A 19,457-nucleotide genomic window follows, 5' to 3' on the forward strand; every position below is an offset into this window, starting at 1 on the left:
GCACGGTAACGTGTGGAGCTGACTGTTACTAATCGGTCGAGGGCTTGACCAAAAAGCAGTAAGATGGTAGGACGGATGAAGAGATGTGGAGCAGATTTATCTGCGGAAACAGCTCTTAAGTCGGACGAACATTTGCCTGCAAATGACATCGAAAATGCGAAGCATTTGAGATGACCATCTTAGAAATAAAGTTTTCGGATTCCTGTATGAAGTTTTGAAGGTATGTTACAAAACAAACCTATTGTGACGTACTTGTACGTCATTTTAGCATATAGGGGTGTAGTTCATCGGTAGAATAAGAGTCTCCAAAACTCCAGAGGAGGGTTCGATTCCTTCCACCCCTGTTCTTTAAAAGAAAGTATATTCTATACTTTCTTTTTTTACTTTACAGGAAATTGCTTTCCTGTAAAATAAAAAACGTTCTGCGAGGATGCACACTGCGGCGTATAAGGTAGATGTCGCAAGCGACCGCCGCAGGCGCAAGAATGCGCCAAGGCACATTCTTTGTTATACGAGTAGCGAGAACCTTGCAAAGCGTGTTTCTCGTAGTTGTGCCAGGTATTCGTAAGAAGCTACTGACAGACTTAGCATGAATTCACAAACAGCTATTAGCAGTAAATTTTGTATAAAAAAGAAAAGTGGTATAAAAGAGACAAAGAGTGTTAAAATCTAAGAGAAAGTAATGAAAGAAAATTTTTATAAAGGGCAGTCTGCTGACATAGAAGAAAATATGTGATGAATGAAAACAGGATTGTGAGGAAGGGAGCTGTAAGAGAAATGAACAGGTATTGGTTGCATGCGGCATCAGGAGAACTTTCTTTAGCAAGGGATAATGGGAAAAATATAGAAAAGGAATCTGAACCGCAGATAATACTATTAAATATGGAAGAATTTCAGCAATTAGAAGGAAATTATCCGCATCGAAAGAATCTGATTAGCAGCATGCGTTTTATCCGCTATAGCAAAGTAGAGGCATTTCATGAATGTGTACAGGGGATTATACATGTACCAAAACAGGGAAGTAAAAAGGAAAAAGAGTTTTCCTTTGGCTTTTATCTCTTTGAAAATAAACTATTTTTAATAGAAGAAGATGAGGAATTACAGGAAATATTGGCAAAGGTCAAAAATGATATGTTTGATGGCTGCACACTTCATATGGTGTTGCTCTTTATTTGTAATGCATTAATTGACAATGATATTCTTTATCTGCAAAAGATAGAGGAAAATTTGGAGAAGGTAGAGGATGTTGTAATTAAGAGGATACCGGAGCATTTTAATGAAGTAATTATGCGTTATCGGAAGCAGCTTTCAGAGAGCCGGGCATACTATGAACAGTTGATGAATATGGGAGATTTCATGCAGATGTATATGAACCGGGAGTCCTTAGTGGAAGAGGAACAGGGCTGGGAACGCTATATGAATCGTGTGGAGCGGCTGCATAATTACGTAGAGACAATCCGCGAATATTTACAGCAAATCCGTGAAATGTATCAGACGCAGATTGATATTCACCAGAACCGGATTATGAGTATTCTGACCATTGTAACAACGCTCTTTTTGCCATTGACACTAATTACAGGCTGGTATGGAATGAATTTTCCGGGAATGCCGGAATTTCAATGGAAATATGGTTATCTGGCAGTAATCGGAGTGTCCGTTCTTCTTATTATTATAGAGATAGTATATTTCAAGAAAAAGCAGATCTGGATATCTTCGAAAGACGTAATATAATGAGTGATACAATCACGTTATAATACACAAAATGTCCACTTATATGGAAAACAGCTGAATGTACGGAAAAAAGTGCAATAGTAAGTATTATGTAAATGTTATGTGTAGAAAGAAGTTTAGGAATAATGATGGAATTTGGAGCTTTTTTGAAGACTTTTGAAGGAATGCGAGGCTTATTCCCTTATTTTTTGACACAAAAATTTGTGAAAAACGATAAAAAATATTGACTGAGTAAAAAAAAAACTTGTAAATGTGACTAAAGTACCATAAAAAACGACAAAATGTGACAGGCAAACTAATTTTGGTAAGACCAAAATGGAGAAAAACAGAAAAATTTATTGTGTAAAATGCTCATAAAATTCATATACTAAGATGGTAAGCGAAAATTGACAAAAAAAAGAAATGGTGTCATAATGCTCAAGAATCAAAAGTAAATCAGTTATTTTTTTGAGGATGGTGAAAAAAATGAATGAAAAGAAAATCAAATTAGCTGGCACAGAAGAGGTTAGAGACTTTGTACGTGAGGCAGGAAAATGTGATTTTGACATTGATATTTCATACAATAGAGTAATAATTGACGCAAAGTCTTTTCTTGGAGTATTAAGTCTTGATCTGAATCGAGAGCTTACTGTTAAGTATGGCGGACATGATATGAACTTTGAGAATGTATTAAGCAAGTATGCAACTGCTTAAATGATGGCACAGGTTTTCTGGCAGCCAGAAAATACAGGTTCATAAGGTAAGAAGAAATACCGGGTAGCGGACAATTTGGATATTGTCTTTTCTATCTGGTATTTTTTTGTTATTATGAAATGAGAGTACGTTTCAATTCCTTTAAAGTCTGCTAGAAAAATGAGATTTTTCAAAAATTGATAAATAGAAAAAATAGTAAATAGCATAAATAGAAATAAGTATAAGATGGGATGAAAAGGGGTGACAGCGGAATGGAACGTGAGCAGATAAGAATATCGGTACGAAATCTGGTGGAGTTTATCTTGCGTTCCGGAGACATTGATAACCGCAGAGCCAGTCTTGATACGATGGAAGCCATGCAGGCGGGCAGCAGACTCCATCGGAAGATTCAAAAGAAGATGGGAAGCACTTACCATGCCGAGGTTCCTTTAAATATTATCATTGAGGAAGAAAATTATGAGCTTGGAATCTGGGGACGGGCAGATGGCATTATAATAGAAGAAACAGTTACCATTGATGAGATAAAAGGCGTATATTTAAGCCTTGACTTATTGGAAGAACCCATAAAGGTACATCTGGCACAGGCAAAGTGCTATGCGTACATATATGGAATCCAGAATGATTTACAGAAAATCAATGTTCAGATGACATATGGAAATCTCGATACCGGAGATTTAAAATATTTTTCTTATGAATATAGCATGCAGCAGCTGCAGGAATGGTTTTCAGATTTGATTTTAAAATATAAGAAATGGGCGGATTTTCAGTATGAGTGGCGGAAGAAACGGCAGGCATCCATTAAAGAACTGGCATTTCCGTTTCCGTACCGGGAGGGACAGAAAGAGTTGGCTGCCGGGGTTTACCGTACGATAGCCAGAAAAAAGAATCTGTTTATTCAGGCACCTACCGGAGTAGGCAAGACCATTTCTACATTATATCCGGCAATCAAAGCGGTGGGAGAAGGATTAGGTGATAAGATTTTTTACTTAACTGCTAAGACTGTTACCGCAAATGTGGCAAAAGAGACCCTTGGCATTTTATGTGAAAAGGGTTATCGGGCAAAGAGTGTGCAGATTACAGCGAAAGAAAAATTATGCCCTTGTGAGGAAGTGGACTGTAATCCCGTAAGCTGCCCTTATGCAAAGGGGCATTTTGACCGGGTAAATGATGCGGTTTATGATTTATTACAGAAAGAAAATAATATGACAAGAGAAGTTTTGCTGGCACATGCAAAAGAATATCAGGTCTGCCCGTTTGAAATGTGTCTGGACACGGCAACCTGGGCGGATAATATTATCTGCGATTATAATTATGTCTTTGACCCGAATGTGTATCTAAAGCGTTTTTTCGCAGATGGCATCAAGGGTGATTACATCTTTCTGGTGGATGAGGCACACAATCTTGTGGAACGTGGACGGGAGATGTATAGTGCCGCCCTTGTCAAAGAGGATATTCTTGCGGTGCGGAAAATTATGAAGCCAAGAAGCTCTGCCATTGAGAAAGAACTGGGTAAATGCAATAAGCTGATGTTGGAATATAAGAGAGAATGCGAAACTTATCAGATTTACGAAAGCATTCCGAATCTCATTTTCTCCTGTATGCGTCTTGCAGCAAAAATCGAAGAATATATGCAGAAGAATCCGGAGTTTCCGGGGCGGGATGTGGTTCTTGATTTTTATTTTGAATTGCGCAATTTCTTGAATATCTATGAGCGTGTGGACGAGCATTATGTAATTTACGGGCAGCATGATGAAGAGGGCAGATTTGTCATAAAGCTTTTTTGCGTGGATCCGTCCTTTAATCTGCAGGAGTGTCTGGATAAGGGAAATGCTACGATTTTCTTCTCGGCAACGCTGCTGCCGGTTCAGTATTATAAGGAGCTTTTGACGAATAAAACGGGTAATTATGCGGTTTATGCAAAGACAACATTTTCTCAGGATAAGAGACTTTTGTTAATCGGAAATGATGTCAGCAGTAAATATACCAGAAGAACACCGGAAGAATACGGAAGGATTGCAGATTATATTTATCGTACAATAAAGAAGAAAAAGGGCAATTATATGGTGTTTTTCCCATCCTATCTTTTCCTGAAAAAAGTGCATGAGGCATTTGAGCTGCGGACGGATGAAACAATTACCTGCATCTGTCAGGAATCCGGCATGCGGGAAGAAGAAAGAGAAGCTTTTTTAGAAGCATTTCAGGAGGAAAAAGAAGAGTCCCTGGTGGCATTTTGTGTTATGGGCGGCATCTTTGGAGAAGGAATTGACTTAAAGAGGGAGCAGTTGATTGGCGCAATCATCGTAGGAACCGGTCTGCCGCAGATTAGCAATGAGCGGGAAATTTTAAAAGAATATTATGATAAGAAAGAGGGCATGGGATTCGACTATGCCTATCGGTATCCGGGAATGAATAAGGTACTTCAGGCAGCGGGACGTGTTATCCGGACTGCAGAAGATGTGGGAATTATCGAGCTTTTGGATGAACGCTTTCTGCAGAATGATTATCAGCGGCTGTTCCCAAGAGAGTGGGAACAGCGGAGCGTGTGCCAGCTTTCCAATCTGGAAGAGAAACTGACAACCTTCTGGGAGGAAATGCATTTATAATGTCGGCAGCAGGTTTAAGAATTCTTCCGTAGAAGTAAGAAGCGGAAGATTCGGATTTACGGAGACAGCAAGCTGTCTTCGGGGAAGAGGTTCTAAAGTTTTTAAGATAAACAAATCCTTAGATTCATGTTTCAAGCAATAGTCCGGAATGCAGGCGATACCAAGACCGATACGGGCAAGGTCAATCAGAAGGTCATTACTGCTCAGTTCAATTTCCGGAATCAGCTCCAACTGATGGGAAAGGAAGAGATTGTGCATGAATTCGCTGGTGGTACTCTTGTTATCGAGCATCAGCAGAGGATATTTTGTTAAATCCCGGAAACTTAATTCCTGTTGTTTTAAATTAAAGTAGGATGGATTCGCAATAAATACATCTGTAAAGTCCAGTACCATCTTGCGGATATAGGATTGATTCAATCGCACATTCGGGCAGTTGGTAACGGCAATATCGACTTTTCCCTGCTCTAAGAGGTCAACGCAGCCAAGAGAGGTTGCATTGGTAACCTTGATGGGAACGCTGGGAAATTTTTTATGAAATTCTTTTAAATAAGGTACTAAAAAATAGCGGCAGATAGTATCGCTGGCAGCAATATGAAGCTGCCCCAACCCAAGAGTATTGGATTCTAAGAGCTGGTTTTCCCCGCGGGCGATGAGATTCATGGCAGGCTCAATGTGTTTTAACAGAACCTGTCCTGCCGGAGTAAGCTGGACTTTCTTGGTGCTACGGATAAAAAGCGGCTGCTCTAATTTCTTTTCTAAGGTCTTGATGGACTGGCTTACTGCAGACTGGGAAATGTAAAGCTGCTTGCTGGCTTCCGAGAAGCTTAAGGAAGTAGCAACGTGGTAGAATACTTTATATAATTCGTAATTAATATCCATAATGGCTCCTTTGTCATATCAGAATGCATATCTTACATATTTTCCTTTATTATAAGTGACGCTTATAACTGTGTCAACATTAGTAACTCTTATAAATAAAATTAAATATATTAATTGTTCTTATTCATAATGCCGTGCTATAATGAGCATAAGAAAGTAAACATTCAGGAGGTAGAAGATGAGTAAGGTAAGAAGAGTGTATGTAGAGAAAAAAGACGCTTACGCAGTACGCGCCAAAGAGTTACATGCAGAGATTAAGAGTTATCTTGGAATCAGCGCAGTAGATAAGGTACGTGTCCTGATTCGTTATGATATTGAAAGCATTTCCGATGATGTATATAAAAGAGCAGTTCAGACTGTATTTTCAGAGCCGCCGGTAGATGATGTCTATGAGGAGAATTTTGAAATGGGGGATGGAAAAGTATTTTCCGTTGAATTCCTTCCGGGACAGTTCGACCAGAGAGCAGATTCTGCAGAGCAGTGTGTGAAGCTTTTAAAAGAGGATGAAGAGCCGGTTATCCGTACCGCAACAACGTATGTTATTTACGGAGATATCAACGCTGAGCAGTTAGAGGCAATCAAGCATCACTGCATCAACCCGGTAGATTCCAGAGAGACCGGCATGGAGAAGCCTGAGACTTTGGTAACAGAGTTCCCGGAGCCTGCAGATGTTAAGATTATGACCGGATTTAAGGATATGCCGGAGCAGGAATTAAAAGCACTCTATGATTCCCTTGGACTGGCTATGACATTCAAGGATTTCTTACATATTCAGAACTATTTCCATGGAGAAGAAGATAGAGACCCATCCATGACCGAGATTCGTGTGCTGGATACCTACTGGTCAGACCATTGCCGTCATACCACATTTTCTACCGAACTGAAAAATGTTGCATTTGAAGATGGTTTCTACAAAGAGCCAATGGAAAAGACATATGAGGATTATCTTGATACACATAAGAAAATGTATGAGGGTAGAGATGACAAATTTGTCTGCTTAATGGACATTGCATTAATGGCAATGAAGCGTCTGAAAAAAGAAGGAAAATTACAGGATCAGGAAGAGTCCGATGAGATTAATGCCTGCTCTATCGTAGTGCCTGTTGAAGTAGATGGCAAGACAGAAGAATGGCTTGTAAACTTTAAAAATGAGACCCACAACCACCCAACCGAAATCGAGCCGTTTGGTGGAGCTGCAACCTGTCTTGGTGGAGCAATCCGTGACCCGTTGTCAGGACGTACCTATGTATATCAGGCAATGCGTGTAACCGGAGCTGCTGACCCTACCGTATCTGTAAAAGATACCATGGAAGGAAAGCTTCCTCAGAAGAAACTGGTTCGCGGCGCAGCACAGGGATACAGTTCCTATGGTAACCAGATTGGACTTGCTACCGGATATGTCAAAGAAGTATATCATCCGGATTATGTTGCTAAGAGAATGGAAATCGGAGCCGTTATGGGAGCAGCACCTCGTCGTGCCGTTCAGAGACTGACTTCTGATCCGGGAGATATTATTATCCTCTTAGGCGGACGTACCGGACGTGATGGCTGCGGTGGAGCAACCGGTTCCTCTAAAGCACACAATACAGAATCCATTGATACCTGTGGAGCAGAGGTCCAGAAAGGTAACCCACCTACCGAGCGTAAGATTCAGAGACTTTTCCGCAGAGAAGAAGTTGCCCACATTATTAAGAAATGTAATGACTTTGGTGCCGGTGGAGTGTCAGTAGCAATCGGAGAGCTTGCAGACGGATTACAGGTTGATTTGGATAAAGTACCTAAGAAATATGCCGGACTGGACGGAACAGAACTTGCTATTTCCGAGTCTCAGGAGCGTATGGCAGTTGTTGTTGCACCGGAAGATGCACAGCAGTTCTTAGATTATGCAAAAGAAGAAAACTTAGAGGCTGTGAAAGTTGCCGTTGTAACCGAAGAGCCAAGATTAGTATTATCCTGGAGAGGAAAAGAAATTGTAAATCTTTCCAGAGCATTCTTAGATACCAACGGAGCACATCAGGAGACTGATGTAAAGGTAGAGCTTCCGGTACAAGAAGAGAATTATTTAAATAAAATCAGCACAAAGGCTGTAGAAGAAGCAGTTGCAGCAGGCGATATGAAAGCAGCATGGTTAAATGAATTAAAAGACCTTAACGTATGTTCCCAGAAGGGTCTCGTAGAAATGTTTGACGGTTCCATCGGAGCAGGCAGTGTATACATGCCATATGGTGGAAAATATCAGTTGACCGAGACACAGAGTATGGTTGCAAAACTTCCAGTTATGAATGGAAAGTGCGATACAGTAACCATGATGAGTTACGGATTTGATCCATATTTATCTTCATGGAGCCCATACCATGGAGCAGCTTATGCAGTATTAGAGTCTGTTTCCCGTATCGTAACAGCCGGTGGTGATTTCCACAAGATTCGTTTCACATTCCAGGAATACTTCCGCAGAATGTCGGAGGAGCCAAGTCGTTGGAGCCAGCCATTTGCAGCACTGCTTGGTGCTTATAATGCGCAGATTGGTTTCGGACTTCCATCCATCGGTGGAAAGGACTCCATGTCCGGTTCCTTCAATGAAATTGATGTACCGCCAACACTGGTATCCTTTGCAGTTGATGTAGCAAAAGAAAAAGATGTTATCACACCGGAGCTTAAGAAAGAAAATGATAAGCTGATGTTATTTACCATCGAAAAAGATGCTTATGATATGCCGGATTACGCACAGGTTATGAAGCTTTATGATGCAATTCATGAGATGACTGAGACAGGCGTTATCGTAGCAGCTTATGCATTAGACGGAAAAGGTCTTGCAGCAGCAGTCAGCAAGATGGCATTTGGTAATAAACTTGGCGTTACTGTAAATGCAGATGTAACAAAAGAAACATTATTTGCACCGGGCTTTGGAAATATCGTAGCAGAAGTTCCGGAAAATAAAGTTGTAAAAGCACAGGAAATCCTTGCAGCAGCAGGCCTTGCAGCAAACGGAGCTGTTGTGGGTGCAGTAAATGACAGCAAGAACTTTATCTATGGTGATATGAGCATTTCCATGGATGAAGCAATCGAAGCATGGGGACAGACTTTAGAGAAAGTATTCCCAACCAGAGCAACCACCGGAACAGAAGAAGTGAAGAGCGGACTTTACGATACAAAAGACATTTACGTCTGCAAGCACAAAGTTGCCCGCCCACATGTATTTATTCCGGTATTCCCGGGAACCAACTGCGAGTACGACAGTGCGAAAGCATTTGAAAATGCAGGTGCAGATGTAACCGTAAAGGTATTTAAGAACTTAAATGCAGAAGACATCCGTGATTCTGTTGATGTATTTGTAAAAGCAATTGATGAAGCACAGATTATCATGTTCCCTGGTGGATTCTCTGCAGGAGATGAACCGGAAGGCTCAGCAAAATTCTTTGCAACAGCATTCCGTAATGAGAAGATGAAAGAAGCTGTAAACAAGCTTTTAAATGAGCGTGACGGTCTTGCACTTGGTATCTGTAACGGATTCCAGGCACTGATTAAATTAGGTCTGGTTCCTTACGGCAAGATTACACACCAGAGACCGGATTCACCGACTCTGACCTACAATACCATCGGACGTCATATTTCCAAGATGGTATATACCAAGGTAGTGACCAACAAGTCCCCATGGTTAGCACAGGCTGAGCTTGGCGGCGTATACTGTAACCCGGCATCCCATGGAGAAGGTCGTTTCGTTGCTCCGAAGGAGTGGTTAGACAAGCTTTTCGAGAATGGTCAGGTGGCAACCCAGTATGTAAACGAAGCCGGTGTTCCAACCATGGATGAAGAGTGGAACGTAAACGGTTCTTACATGGCAATCGAAGGTATCACCAGTCCGGACGGACGTGTCCTTGGTAAGATGGCACATGCAGAGCGTCGTGGAGAGTCTGTTGCAGTCAACATTTATGGCGAGCAGGATATGAAGTTATTTGAAAGTGGAGTAGCTTACTTCAAATAAAAATAGGGATAAAGAAGAGCAAGACCTTGTAGAGAGGAGAAATCCTTTCTGCAAGGTTTTTTTTTAGTAGAAGATGGTAAGTACATGAAACATTAAAAATTGTGGTGAGCAGGAGGAAGCGGCGAATCGTTTCGCAGAAGATAGTCTGATTCCGAAAGGGTATTATCAGGAATTTATAAGACAGGGTGAATTTGATTTACAGGCTATTAAGAAATTTGCAAATAAAATAAATCGTGATCCAGGTATTGTATTAGGAAGACTTCAGAAGGATAAGAAAATAGATTATAACGACTATACGATGAATACTTTACGACGTAAATATAAAGTATGTACAAAGTTCTAGCGTATACAACGAGCGGTTCTGTTAAAAGCAGAACCGCTCGATTGCGTATGCAACACCATCTTCTTCATTAGAAAGGGAAATGAAATCAGCCGAATCTTTTAAGAGCTGTTGCGCATTTCCCATGGCAACGCCAATGCCGGCAGCTTTGACGATATCGAGATCATTTTCGCTGTCACCTACCGCCATGGTATCTTCCATGGAAATGTGGAGGTAATCACAGAGGAATTTAAGTCCTTTGGATTTGGCAATGCCGCATCTGGTAACTTCTAAGTTATGAAAACCGCCGGACACATAAGTGACTTCCGGGAAGGTGTCTAAGATTTCTTTTGTTTTTTCTCTTGTGGTATAGCTTCCATCTGCATCCGGTGCAAAGTTTAAAGTCAGTTTTGAAACACAAAGTTTATGTTCTTCGATATAAGCAGCTAAGTCAGTAATCGTTTTCCGGGTGGTCTGGATATATTTTTTTAAGGAATCCGGAATATCTAATAGGTTGGTAAGCTCGCTAGTGGAAAACTGGGTATAGCCGTCACCATTGATAAAGGCATCGATATGAAGAGACTGCGTATAGAGCTTGCGTAACAGCCGGACACTTAAATCGGTATCCATGCTTTCATCTAAGAGCAGTTCCTTTTCCGGGACGCGGTATACCGCAGAACCGTTGGCAGTAATGGCATATTGGATGCCAAGCTCCTTCATTTCATCCACAGGAAGACCGATATAAGGCCGGCCGGTGGAGATAATAACGGTAATCCCGTTTTCTACGGCTTTTCGAATCATTTCTTTATTATAAGAGGTAATGACACCGTCTTTATTATAGAGGGTGCCATCGATGTCTAAGGCAATTAGCTTTACTGAATTCATCAAGTGTACTCCTTTGTATTTGAAAATATCATTGTCAATGAATAACAGTGTAGCACAGAAAATGAAAAAAGCAAATCACCGGATTAAATTTATATTTTTAAGTTGCAGGAAAAGGAGCTTACATATATAATTAGTAGGAATTCAAATGTAAGATAAACTGGAGCATACTATGAATATAAAAGAATATATCAAAGAACAAAGACTGATAACCGATGGTGCCATGGGCACTTATTATGAGGAAAAATACAGCGAAGATACCGTGATTGCAGAAAAGGAGAATCTTAAGAATCCGGAGCAGATTAAGGAGATTCATTTAGAATATCTGCGTGCGGGAGCAAGGCTGATCCGCACCAATACATTTGCAGCAAATACCATGTTTCTTGCAGATATGCAGGAAGTAAAAGAGACAGTCCGGGCGGGCTATGAGATTGCAAAGGAAGCAGTAGCCTCATTTCAGGCAGAAAATGGAAAAGAGATTCCGGTATTTATCGGAGCAGATTTAGGACCGATTTATGATCTTGACCATCAGGACTATGACAATGTGTTACAGGAGTACAAAGAAATTTGTGACACCTTCCTTTCCTGTGGCGCAGACTGTTTTGTATTTGAGACACAGAGTGACTTTACCTATATTGAGCCGGTGACGGCATATATCAAAGAAAAATCAGACGCATTTATTCTGGTGCAGTTTGCGTTTGACAAGAGTGGATACACCCGCTCAGGTCTCTCCATGCAACGTGTGGCAGTAGAAGCTTCCGAGATGGAAAATGTGGATGCCTATGGATTTAACTGTGAACTGGACAGTACCCACATGTATCAGTTTATGAAGAACCTGAAGTTCTCCAGTGACAAATTCGTATCAGCACTTCCAAATGCAGGGTACCCATATACTTTGCGGGGAAAGACAATTTATTCCAATAATGCATCTTATTATGCAGAAAAAATGAAGGATATTGCAGCCCTTGGCACCGATATTTTAGGTGGCTGCTGTGGAACCACACCGGAATATATTGCTTTGCTTTCTGGCGAGTTACAGGATGTGCCGAAGGCAGCAAAGAAAATTGAAAATGTAGTAACGCAGGAGGTTACAAGAACTCCATCTATTTTTGAAGAGAAGCTTTCCCGTGGGGAGAAGGCTTATATTGTAGAATTGGACCCGCCATTTTCCGAGGATGCATCCAAGGTTATGAAAGGAGCAGAAGATTTAAGAAAATGTAATGTGGATCTGATTACCCTTTCCGATTCCCCGATGGCGCGGGCGAGAATGGATGCCGGACAGCTGGCAGTGAAAATCCAGCAGAAGACCGGTGTGGCAGTAATGCCACATATCAGCTGCCGTGACCGCAATGTGATTGCGTTGCGTGCAGGTCTTTTAGGCATGCATATGAATGATGTCCGCCATTTCCTGATTGTGACCGGAGACCCGGTTTCAAGGGCAGACCGCGAAAGAGTGACTTCTGTTTTTGATTTCAATTCCATCAAACTGATGCAGTATGTTAAGGAAATGAATTTAGAAGTTTTTGCACAGGAGCCGGTTTATTATGGTGGTGCACTGAATTATCATGGCGCCAATCCGGATGCGATTATTGAACGGATGAAGCGTAAAGCGGAAGCAGGATGCGGTTATTTCCTGACACAGCCGGTATATACCGAGGAAGATGTGGAAAGACTGACTTATATCAAAGAACACATTGACACCAAAATCATGTGCGGTATTATGCCGCTGGTAAGCTATAAGAATGCAATGTTTGTGAAAAATGAGATGCCGGGCATCCATGTTTCCGATGAAATTGTAAACCGGTATCGGGAAGATATGACAAGAGAAGAGGCAGAAGAAGTGGCAATTGAATTATCTGTTGAAATCGCGGCAAAATTATATGATATTGCAGACGGATTTTATTTTATGACACCATTTAACCGGACGGGCTTAATTGCGAGAATTATTGAGGCAATCCGACAGGAGGAAGAACGCAGATGACAAGAGAGGAATTTAAAGAATTAGTAAAAAATGGACCGGTTATCTTAGATGGTGCAACCGGAAGCAATCTTCAGAATGCAGGAATGCCGGTAGGAGTCTGCCCGGAGCAGTGGATTTTAGAGCATCCACAGACCATGATAGATTTGCAGCGGGCTTATGTGGAGGCTGGAACACAGATTCTTTTGGCACCGACCTTTACTGCAAACCGCATTAAATTAGAAGAATATGGACTGGCAGATAAGCTGGTAGAGATGAACCAGCAATTAGTTGCCATTTCCAAAAAGGCAGCAGGCGGAAAAGCGCTGGTAGCCGGTGATATTACCATGACCGGTCAGCAGCTTTATCCGATGGGTGAATTGCAGTTTGAAGAACTGGTAGATATTTATAAAGAACAGGTCAAAGTTGTGGCAGATGCGGGAGTAGACTTATTTATCATTGAGACCATGATGAGTCTGCAGGAAACAAGAGCCGCTGTGCTGGCAATCCGTGAAACCTGTGATTTGCCGATTATGGCAAGTATGACTTATAACGAGGATGGCAGAAGCTTGTATGGAACAGATCCGGTAACTGCGGTAGTTACGTTGCAGAGCCTGGGTGCAGATGCAGTGGGAATGAACTGCTCCACAGGACCAGAGGAAATGTTAGAGCCGATTCGCCAGACTGTAGAATATGCCTATGTTCCTGTTTTGGCAAAGCCAAATGCCGGACTGCCGGAATTAGAGGATGGCGTAACGGTATACAAGACCACACCGGAAGAATTTGCAGAAGTTGGTGCAAAATTAATCGAAGAAGGCGTTTCGATTATTGGTGGATGCTGTGGAACGACCCCGGCACATATCAAAGCATTGGCAGATAAAGTAAGACCAATGGGAATCCATCATGTGGAAGCACCAAGACGAAGAGTGCTTACTTCCGAGCGTAAGACAGTAGAAATTGATTTGGACGGACCATTTATGGTAATTGGTGAGCGGATTAATCCGACCGGAAAGAAGAAATTGCAGGCAGAGCTTCGGGAAGGCAGCCTTAATATGGTTCGTGATATGGCACGGGCACAGGAAGAAAATGGTGCAGCCATTCTGGATGTCAATATGGGTATGAATGGAATCGATGAGAAACAGATGATGTTAAATACCATTCATGAGGTTACTTATACAGTGGATTGTCCGCTTTGTATCGATTCATCCCATGTGGATATTATTGAAGCAGCACTTCGTATTTATCCGGGACGAGCTTTGATTAACTCTATTTCCTTAGAAAAAGAGAAATTCGAAAAATTGCTTCCGATTGCAAAGAAATATGGAGCAATGTTTATTTTGCTTCCGCTTTCTGACGAGGGACTTCCAAAAGACGCAGAAGAGAAGCGGCAGATTGTCCGTACCATTTTAGATGCCGCCTTAAAAATCGGTCTTCATAAAGAAGATATTATCGTGGACGGACTGGTAGCAACGGTAGGTGCCAATCCGCTGGCAGCATTGGAATGTTTCGATACCATCCAGTATTGTAAGGATGAATTGGGCCTTGCCACAGCCTGTGGACTTTCCAATATTTCTTTCGGTCTGCCGGAACGTATTTATGTAAACAGTGCATTTCTTACCATGGCAATTGCAAAAGGACTTACGATGGCAATTGCAAATCCATCCCAGGATTTATTAATGAATGCGGCAGTGGCTTCGGATATGCTTTTACATAAAGAAGGTTCCGATATCCGCTATATCAATCGGATGAACCAGCGGGCACAGAAGGAAGCTCCGGCAACCGATAACGCAGCTTCGGCAGGCACTTTAGAGCCGGCAAATCCGGTATTTGACTGTGTATTAAAGGGAAATAAGGGCAATATTTTAAAAGAAGTAGATAAAGCTTTGGCAGCAGGAGAAGAACCGGGAGCGATTATTAATGGACAGTTGATTCCTGCCATTAATGAAGTAGGTGTCCTTTTTGACAAGCAGATTTATTTCCTGCCGCAGCTGATTTCCAGTGCGCAGACCATGCAGCATGCCATTGAATACTTGGAGCCAATGCTTTCCAAAGATAAGGACGCAGAGCCAAAGGCAACCATTATTATTGCAACCGTAGAAGGTGACATACACGATATCGGTAAGAATCTGGTAGCACTGATGCTCCGTAACTATGGTTATCGTGTTTTAGATTTGGGCAAAGATGTAGCGGCAGATATTATTGTTGATACTGCATTGAAAGAGCATGCGCAGATTATCGGACTTTCCGCCCTGATGACCACTACCATGATGCGTATGAAGGATGTGGTAGAACTGGCAAAAGAGCGCGGCTGCAACAGCAAGATTATCGTAGGCGGCGCAGCAATTACACAGAGCTTTGCAGATGAAATCGGTGCAGATGGCTATTCCCCGGATGCAGCTGATTGTGTAAAACTGGTAGAGCGTCTACTGGAAGAAATGTAAATTTTTATTTTGGGAGGTTTTTGATATGGTAAAGATAATTTCAGATAGTACCTGTGATTTATCTGAAGAACTGGTAAAACGTTATGATATTACCATTCTTCCGCTTCACATTTTATTAGGTGACGAAGAATATCTGGATGGAGTAAATATTACTCCGCAGGAGATTTTTGACTGGTCGGATGAACACAAGACCACTCCAAAGACTTCAGCACCATCCGCAGAGCAGGCAGTAGAATTGTTAAAGCCTTATGTAGAAAAAGGTCAGGAGGTTATCTGTTTTGCCATTGCATCCGGGATGTCTTCTTCCATGAATGTGATGCGTCTTGCAGCAGAAGAATTGAATGCGGAAAATCTGGTGACTGTAATCGATTCAGCAAACCTGTCTACCGGTATCGGACTTCTTGTTATAGAGGCAGCTGAAATGGCACAGCAGGGAAAGGGTGTAGCAGAGATTACAGCCCGTATCGAAGAATTAAAGCCTCTGGTCAGGGCAAGTTTTGTGGTAGACACCTTAACCTATCTTTATCGTGGTGGCAGGTGCAGTGGACTGGCTGCCTTAGCCGGTGGTGCATTAAAGCTTCATCCGCGGATTGGCGTTGAGGATGGCAAGATGGGACCTGGCAAGAAATACCGTGGCAATATGGAAAAGGTTGTTCTCTCTTATGTGAAAGACATGGAAGAAGCAATGAAGAATGCCCGGCCGGAACGTGTATTTATCACTCATTCCGGCAGTGCTCCGGAAATCGTAGATAAGGTACGGGCTTATCTCAATGACCTGCATGTCTTTCATGAAATTTTAGAGACCAGAGCGGGTGGTGTAGTATCCAGCCACTGTGGACCGGGAACACTGGGCGTCTTGTTTATTGCGAAGGAATAGGGAGAAGGAGAGATGTATGATTTGCAAAGGTATCTCATAAGGCAGGTATCCGGCAGCTTGACAGAATTATTGGAGTAATTTTGAATCTTGAAATATTTTCAAAAATTTTAAATATTTCAAAAATATTTTTGAAAAAGTGCTTGACTTCACTATTCCTATATAGTATACTAGCAAAGCGGGTTGCAGATGAGTAACCCGCAGGAATATGGGATCTTAGCTCAGCTGGGAGAGCATCTGCCTTACAAGCAGAGGGTCACAGGTTCGAGCCCTGTAGGTCCCATTCCAAAACAAATAATTGAATATGGCGGAATAGCTCAGTTGGCTAGAGCACACGGTTCATACCCGTGGTGTCGAGAGTTCAAATCTCCCTTCCGCTACTGAAAAAGAATCTTGCAGATGCAGGATTCTTTTTTTGCGAGTAGCAAGAAAAAATCTGGCATCAGGAAAGAACTGCAGGTGAGAATTTCTTGTAAATCCCTTACCGACCTGTTTTCCTATTTAAAAATAGCTTATGGCTCCTGAAAAAGTCCAATTTCAGGCGGATAGTAACTAAAGATAAAAAACAGAATTGCAAGAATTACAAGGCAGGTAAGTAGCAGTCCACTGCGGTTGGCAAGTTTGCGGTTATCTTTCAGAAACCATCCGGTAAGAAAGACACCCAGAACACTGATGTAGAAAATTGCAATATCAATCGCCATGACAGAGAAGCCCAGCACACCGGTGTATGTGTAGAAGAGAATTGGAATCAATGCCAACCCAACCAGCGTCCCAATGGAGAGTGCTACTGGAATCGGACTTTGTTCCGGCAGTTTGAAAAAGAGAAAAAGCACAAGAAGCAGCATTGGAAAGAAAAGAAGCTTCATGTGCTCCCAGGTGGATTCATTCCATGGTGCAAAAAGCCGTACGATGGAATTGTTACCGGACCATTCATAGACGAAATGTAATAGGGATCCAATCACAGACACAAAGAGAAAACCCCAGATAAAAAGTTTTTTAGAATTCATAAAAATACCTCCTGAAACTATAGTATGATGCAAAACAGGAAATAATATGAAAAAAGAAATCTATAAACAGCTATCAGAAAATACCTCCAGTGTGGTATAATGTCCGTAAGCATTGAGCAGTGCCAAAAAACAAGAAAAATCCAGATTGGCTGCTTGCAGACAAAACTGGATTTTCCTTGTTTTTGATAGGGCGAAAGCCCGAGAGCGGGAAGGTGCGAAGTAGCTTCCCGCGTGCACTGCGGAGCTGGACCGAGATAGGGCGAAAGCCTGAGAGCGGGAAGGTGCATGGCAGCTTCCCGCGTGCACTGCGGAGCTGGACTGAGATAGGGCGAAAGCCCGTGAGCGGGAAGATGCGAAGCAACTTCCTGCGTGCACTGCGGAGCTGGATCGAGATAGGGCGAAAGCAGAGAGCCGGAAAGTTGAAAAGAAAAAAAGAAAGCAGGTAATCACATGCGAGTAGGAATGGGATATGATGTTCATAAATTAGTAGAAGGAAGAAAATTAATCATAGGCGGAGTGGAGATACCGCACAGTCTTGGCTTGCTGGGACATTCGGATGCAGATGTATTGTTACATGCCATCATGGATGCGTTGCTGGGGGCAGCGGCTTTAGGAGATATCGGAAAGCATTTTCCGGATACAGACCCGGCATATGAGGGGATTTCCAGTATAAAATTATTGGAAGAAGTGGGACAGCTTTTAGAGAAAGAGAATTATGTCATTGATAATATCGATGCTACGATTATTGCCCAGAAGCCCAAAATGCGTCCACACATTGAGAAGATGGAAGAAAATATTGCACAGGCATTGAAGATAGACGTCAGTCAGGTAAATGTAAAGGCAACCACAGAGGAAGGGCTTGGCTTTACCGGAAGCGAAGATGGAATCAGCTCCCAGGCAATCTGTGCTATCTCAAGTATCTATGAAAACAGCATAGCAGTGGGAGGCAGTGAACGAAATTGTGCAGGCTGCCCGGGATGCGGAAAATAACTTTTCTATTGACAAAATGGCAATTCGTGCATAAACTAGTAGCGTAAAAAGAATTTAAAAATGATTCAGAAATGAATTGATAAATGCAGTGAACGGAAAGAGTAGTATACATGCGTGAATAAAAGAGAGAGACTGTCATCGGCTGAAAGCAGTCTTGATTCCAAAGTATATGAAGTGCATCCGGAAGCAGTCCCGGTGAAAGCAAGTAGCCAGGAACGAATAGCACATGTTACGTGTATTGAGGGAAAGCAGCAATGCTTTACTTAGAGTGGAACCGCGGAATAACTTCGTCTCTATATTTATATAGAGACGATTTTTTACTTTATAGGAAATTGCTTTCCTGTAAAGTAAAAATCGCATGCTTGCATGCATAAAGGAAAGAATCTATACAGTGAACAGGAGGCTGTAATCATGGGTTTTATAAAAGAATTAAAAGAGGAATTTGAGATTATCAAGGAGCGTGATCCGGCATTAAAATCTCCAATGGAGGTTTTGCTTTATCCGTCATTTCGTGTTATGCTTAGTTATAGGCGTGCACATAAGCATTACCTGAAGGGACATTTCTTCCGGGCAAGATATATTTCACAGAAAGCAGCAAGAAAAACCGGAATTGAGATACATCCGGGCGCAGTAATTGGAAAAGGATTCTTTATCGACCATGGTACCGGCGTTATCATCGGAGAGACATCAATTATCGGAGATAATGTAACCTTATATCAGGGTGTAACTTTGGGCGGAACCGGTAAGGAAACCGGAAAACGTCATCCGACCTTAGAGGATAATGTAATGGTAAGTGCAGGAGCAAAAATCATCGGTTCCTTTACGGTAGGCGAGAATTCGAAAATCGGTGCCGGAAGTGTGGTAATTGAAGAGGTGCCGCCAAATTGTACCGTAGTAGGTGTTCCGGGACGAATCGTAAAACGTAATAATGTAAAAATTCCACGCAGCGATATGGATCAGTGCAATCTGCCGGACCCGGTACAGGAAGACATCAATGTATTGCAGCGGGAAAATTCAGAATTATGCAACCGTATCATTGATATGGAAAAAGAGATAAAAGCATTAAAGCAGGAAGTAGAAAAGAATTAAATAAGTAATT

The 19,457-nt window shown here is 42.0% G+C and carries 12 protein-coding genes, 3 tRNA genes and 1 other annotated feature; of the genes, 12 read left to right on the forward strand and 3 right to left on the reverse strand.

Going from position 1 to position 19,457, the window contains the following annotated elements; translation table 11 throughout:
- The first annotated feature begins 273 nt into the window (after positions 1 to 273).
- The 4 genes from DWY37_RS13755 to DWY37_RS13770 all read left to right on the forward strand — a co-directional run bounded on the left by DWY37_RS13755 (position 274) and on the right by DWY37_RS13770 (position 5,027).
- Positions 274 to 344 (forward strand) — tRNA-Trp (locus DWY37_RS13755).
- A gap of 433 nt (positions 345 to 777) precedes the next feature.
- Positions 778 to 1,731 carry a magnesium transporter CorA family protein gene (locus DWY37_RS13760; RefSeq protein WP_158565963.1) on the forward strand — a complete coding sequence of 318 codons (954 nt, stop codon included), beginning with the start codon at positions 778 to 780 and terminating at the stop codon, positions 1,729 to 1,731.
- Between the two features lie 465 nt (positions 1,732 to 2,196).
- Complete coding sequence (locus tag DWY37_RS13765) at positions 2,197 to 2,424, forward strand: HPr family phosphocarrier protein (protein WP_117698613.1); 228 nt, start codon at positions 2,197 to 2,199, stop codon at positions 2,422 to 2,424.
- A 251-nt stretch (positions 2,425 to 2,675) separates the two neighbouring features.
- Positions 2,676 to 5,027, forward strand: coding sequence for an ATP-dependent DNA helicase (locus DWY37_RS13770; protein ID WP_118541932.1), 2,352 nt, complete (start codon positions 2,676 to 2,678; stop codon positions 5,025 to 5,027).
- Here DWY37_RS13770 and DWY37_RS13775 read toward each other — a convergent pair.
- Entirely contained in the window at positions 5,022 to 5,906 is an 885-nt protein-coding gene (locus DWY37_RS13775; RefSeq protein WP_118541934.1) for a LysR family transcriptional regulator, read from the reverse strand. The genes DWY37_RS13770 and DWY37_RS13775 overlap by 6 nt on opposite strands.
- A 178-nt stretch (positions 5,907 to 6,084) precedes the next feature.
- Here DWY37_RS13775 and DWY37_RS13780 point away from each other — a divergent pair, with 178 nt between their 5' ends.
- Entirely contained in the window at positions 6,085 to 9,888 is a 3,804-nt protein-coding gene (locus DWY37_RS13780) for a phosphoribosylformylglycinamidine synthase (protein WP_118541936.1), read from the forward strand.
- A 364-nt stretch (positions 9,889 to 10,252) separates the two neighbouring features.
- Here DWY37_RS13780 and DWY37_RS13785 read toward each other — a convergent pair whose 3' ends face one another.
- On the reverse strand, positions 10,253 to 11,092 hold the full coding sequence (locus DWY37_RS13785; protein WP_022242649.1) for a Cof-type HAD-IIB family hydrolase: 840 nt from the start codon (positions 11,090 to 11,092) through the stop codon (positions 10,253 to 10,255).
- 169 nt (positions 11,093 to 11,261) lie between these two features.
- Between DWY37_RS13785 and DWY37_RS13790 the strand changes: the two genes are divergently transcribed.
- The 5 genes from DWY37_RS13790 (at position 11,262) to DWY37_RS13810 (ending at position 16,741) form a co-directional block, all read left to right on the forward strand.
- Entirely contained in the window at positions 11,262 to 13,070 is a 1,809-nt protein-coding gene (locus DWY37_RS13790) for a bifunctional homocysteine S-methyltransferase/methylenetetrahydrofolate reductase (RefSeq protein WP_117698610.1), read from the forward strand.
- Positions 13,067 to 15,487, forward strand: a complete 2,421-nt coding sequence (locus tag DWY37_RS13795) for a homocysteine S-methyltransferase family protein (protein ID WP_117698609.1) — start codon at positions 13,067 to 13,069, stop codon at positions 15,485 to 15,487. Before DWY37_RS13790 ends, DWY37_RS13795 begins: the two co-directional genes overlap by 4 nt.
- A 25-nt stretch (positions 15,488 to 15,512) precedes the next feature.
- A complete protein-coding gene (locus DWY37_RS13800; RefSeq protein ID WP_117698608.1) occupies positions 15,513 to 16,364 on the forward strand; it encodes a DegV family protein in 852 nt (283 codons plus the stop codon).
- Positions 16,365 to 16,571: 207 nt separating this feature from the next.
- A tRNA-Val gene (locus tag DWY37_RS13805) sits at positions 16,572 to 16,644 on the forward strand.
- 23 nt (positions 16,645 to 16,667) lie between these two features.
- Positions 16,668 to 16,741 (forward strand) — tRNA-Met (locus DWY37_RS13810).
- Between the two features lie 132 nt (positions 16,742 to 16,873).
- Here DWY37_RS13810 and DWY37_RS13815 read toward each other — a convergent pair.
- Positions 16,874 to 17,368, reverse strand: coding sequence for a DUF6512 family protein (locus DWY37_RS13815; RefSeq protein ID WP_117698607.1), 495 nt, complete (start codon positions 17,366 to 17,368; stop codon positions 16,874 to 16,876).
- A gap of 450 nt (positions 17,369 to 17,818) precedes the next feature.
- Between DWY37_RS13815 and ispF the strand changes: the two genes are divergently transcribed.
- Complete coding sequence (ispF, locus tag DWY37_RS13820; protein ID WP_022242903.1) at positions 17,819 to 18,358, forward strand: 2-C-methyl-D-erythritol 2,4-cyclodiphosphate synthase; 540 nt, start codon at positions 17,819 to 17,821, stop codon at positions 18,356 to 18,358.
- Positions 18,359 to 18,437: 79 nt separating this feature from the next.
- Positions 18,438 to 18,656 (forward strand) — a binding site (T-box leader).
- A 113-nt stretch (positions 18,657 to 18,769) separates the two neighbouring features.
- Entirely contained in the window at positions 18,770 to 19,447 is a 678-nt protein-coding gene (epsC, locus tag DWY37_RS13825) for a serine O-acetyltransferase EpsC (protein WP_022242902.1), read from the forward strand.
- The last annotated feature ends 10 nt before the right edge of the window (positions 19,448 to 19,457 follow it).

It is taken from the genome of Roseburia sp. AF25-13LB (assembly GCF_003478915.1).
Lineage (GTDB): Bacteria > Bacillota > Clostridia > Lachnospirales > Lachnospiraceae > Roseburia_C > Roseburia_C amylophila.

Excerpts from the sequence above, each read along its gene's own strand:
- DWY37_RS13760 (WP_158565963.1), top strand. The coding sequence starts at position 778 with ATGAACAGGTATTGGTTGCATGCGGCATCAGGAGAACTTTCTTTAGCA.
- DWY37_RS13765 (WP_117698613.1), top strand. The coding sequence starts at position 2,197 with ATGAATGAAAAGAAAATCAAATTAGCTGGCACAGAAGAGGTTAGAGAC.
- DWY37_RS13770 (WP_118541932.1), top strand. The coding sequence starts at position 2,676 with ATGGAACGTGAGCAGATAAGAATATCGGTACGAAATCTGGTGGAGTTT.
- DWY37_RS13775 (WP_118541934.1), bottom strand. The coding sequence starts at position 5,906 with ATGGATATTAATTACGAATTATATAAAGTATTCTACCACGTTGCTACT.
- DWY37_RS13780 (WP_118541936.1), top strand. The coding sequence starts at position 6,085 with ATGAGTAAGGTAAGAAGAGTGTATGTAGAGAAAAAAGACGCTTACGCA.
- DWY37_RS13785 (WP_022242649.1), bottom strand. The coding sequence starts at position 11,092 with ATGAATTCAGTAAAGCTAATTGCCTTAGACATCGATGGCACCCTCTAT.
- DWY37_RS13790 (WP_117698610.1), top strand. The coding sequence starts at position 11,262 with ATGAATATAAAAGAATATATCAAAGAACAAAGACTGATAACCGATGGT.
- DWY37_RS13795 (WP_117698609.1), top strand. The coding sequence starts at position 13,067 with ATGACAAGAGAGGAATTTAAAGAATTAGTAAAAAATGGACCGGTTATC.
- DWY37_RS13800 (WP_117698608.1), top strand. The coding sequence starts at position 15,513 with ATGGTAAAGATAATTTCAGATAGTACCTGTGATTTATCTGAAGAACTG.
- DWY37_RS13815 (WP_117698607.1), bottom strand. The coding sequence starts at position 17,368 with ATGAATTCTAAAAAACTTTTTATCTGGGGTTTTCTCTTTGTGTCTGTG.
- ispF (WP_022242903.1), top strand. The coding sequence starts at position 17,819 with ATGCGAGTAGGAATGGGATATGATGTTCATAAATTAGTAGAAGGAAGA.
- epsC (WP_022242902.1), top strand. The coding sequence starts at position 18,770 with ATGGGTTTTATAAAAGAATTAAAAGAGGAATTTGAGATTATCAAGGAG.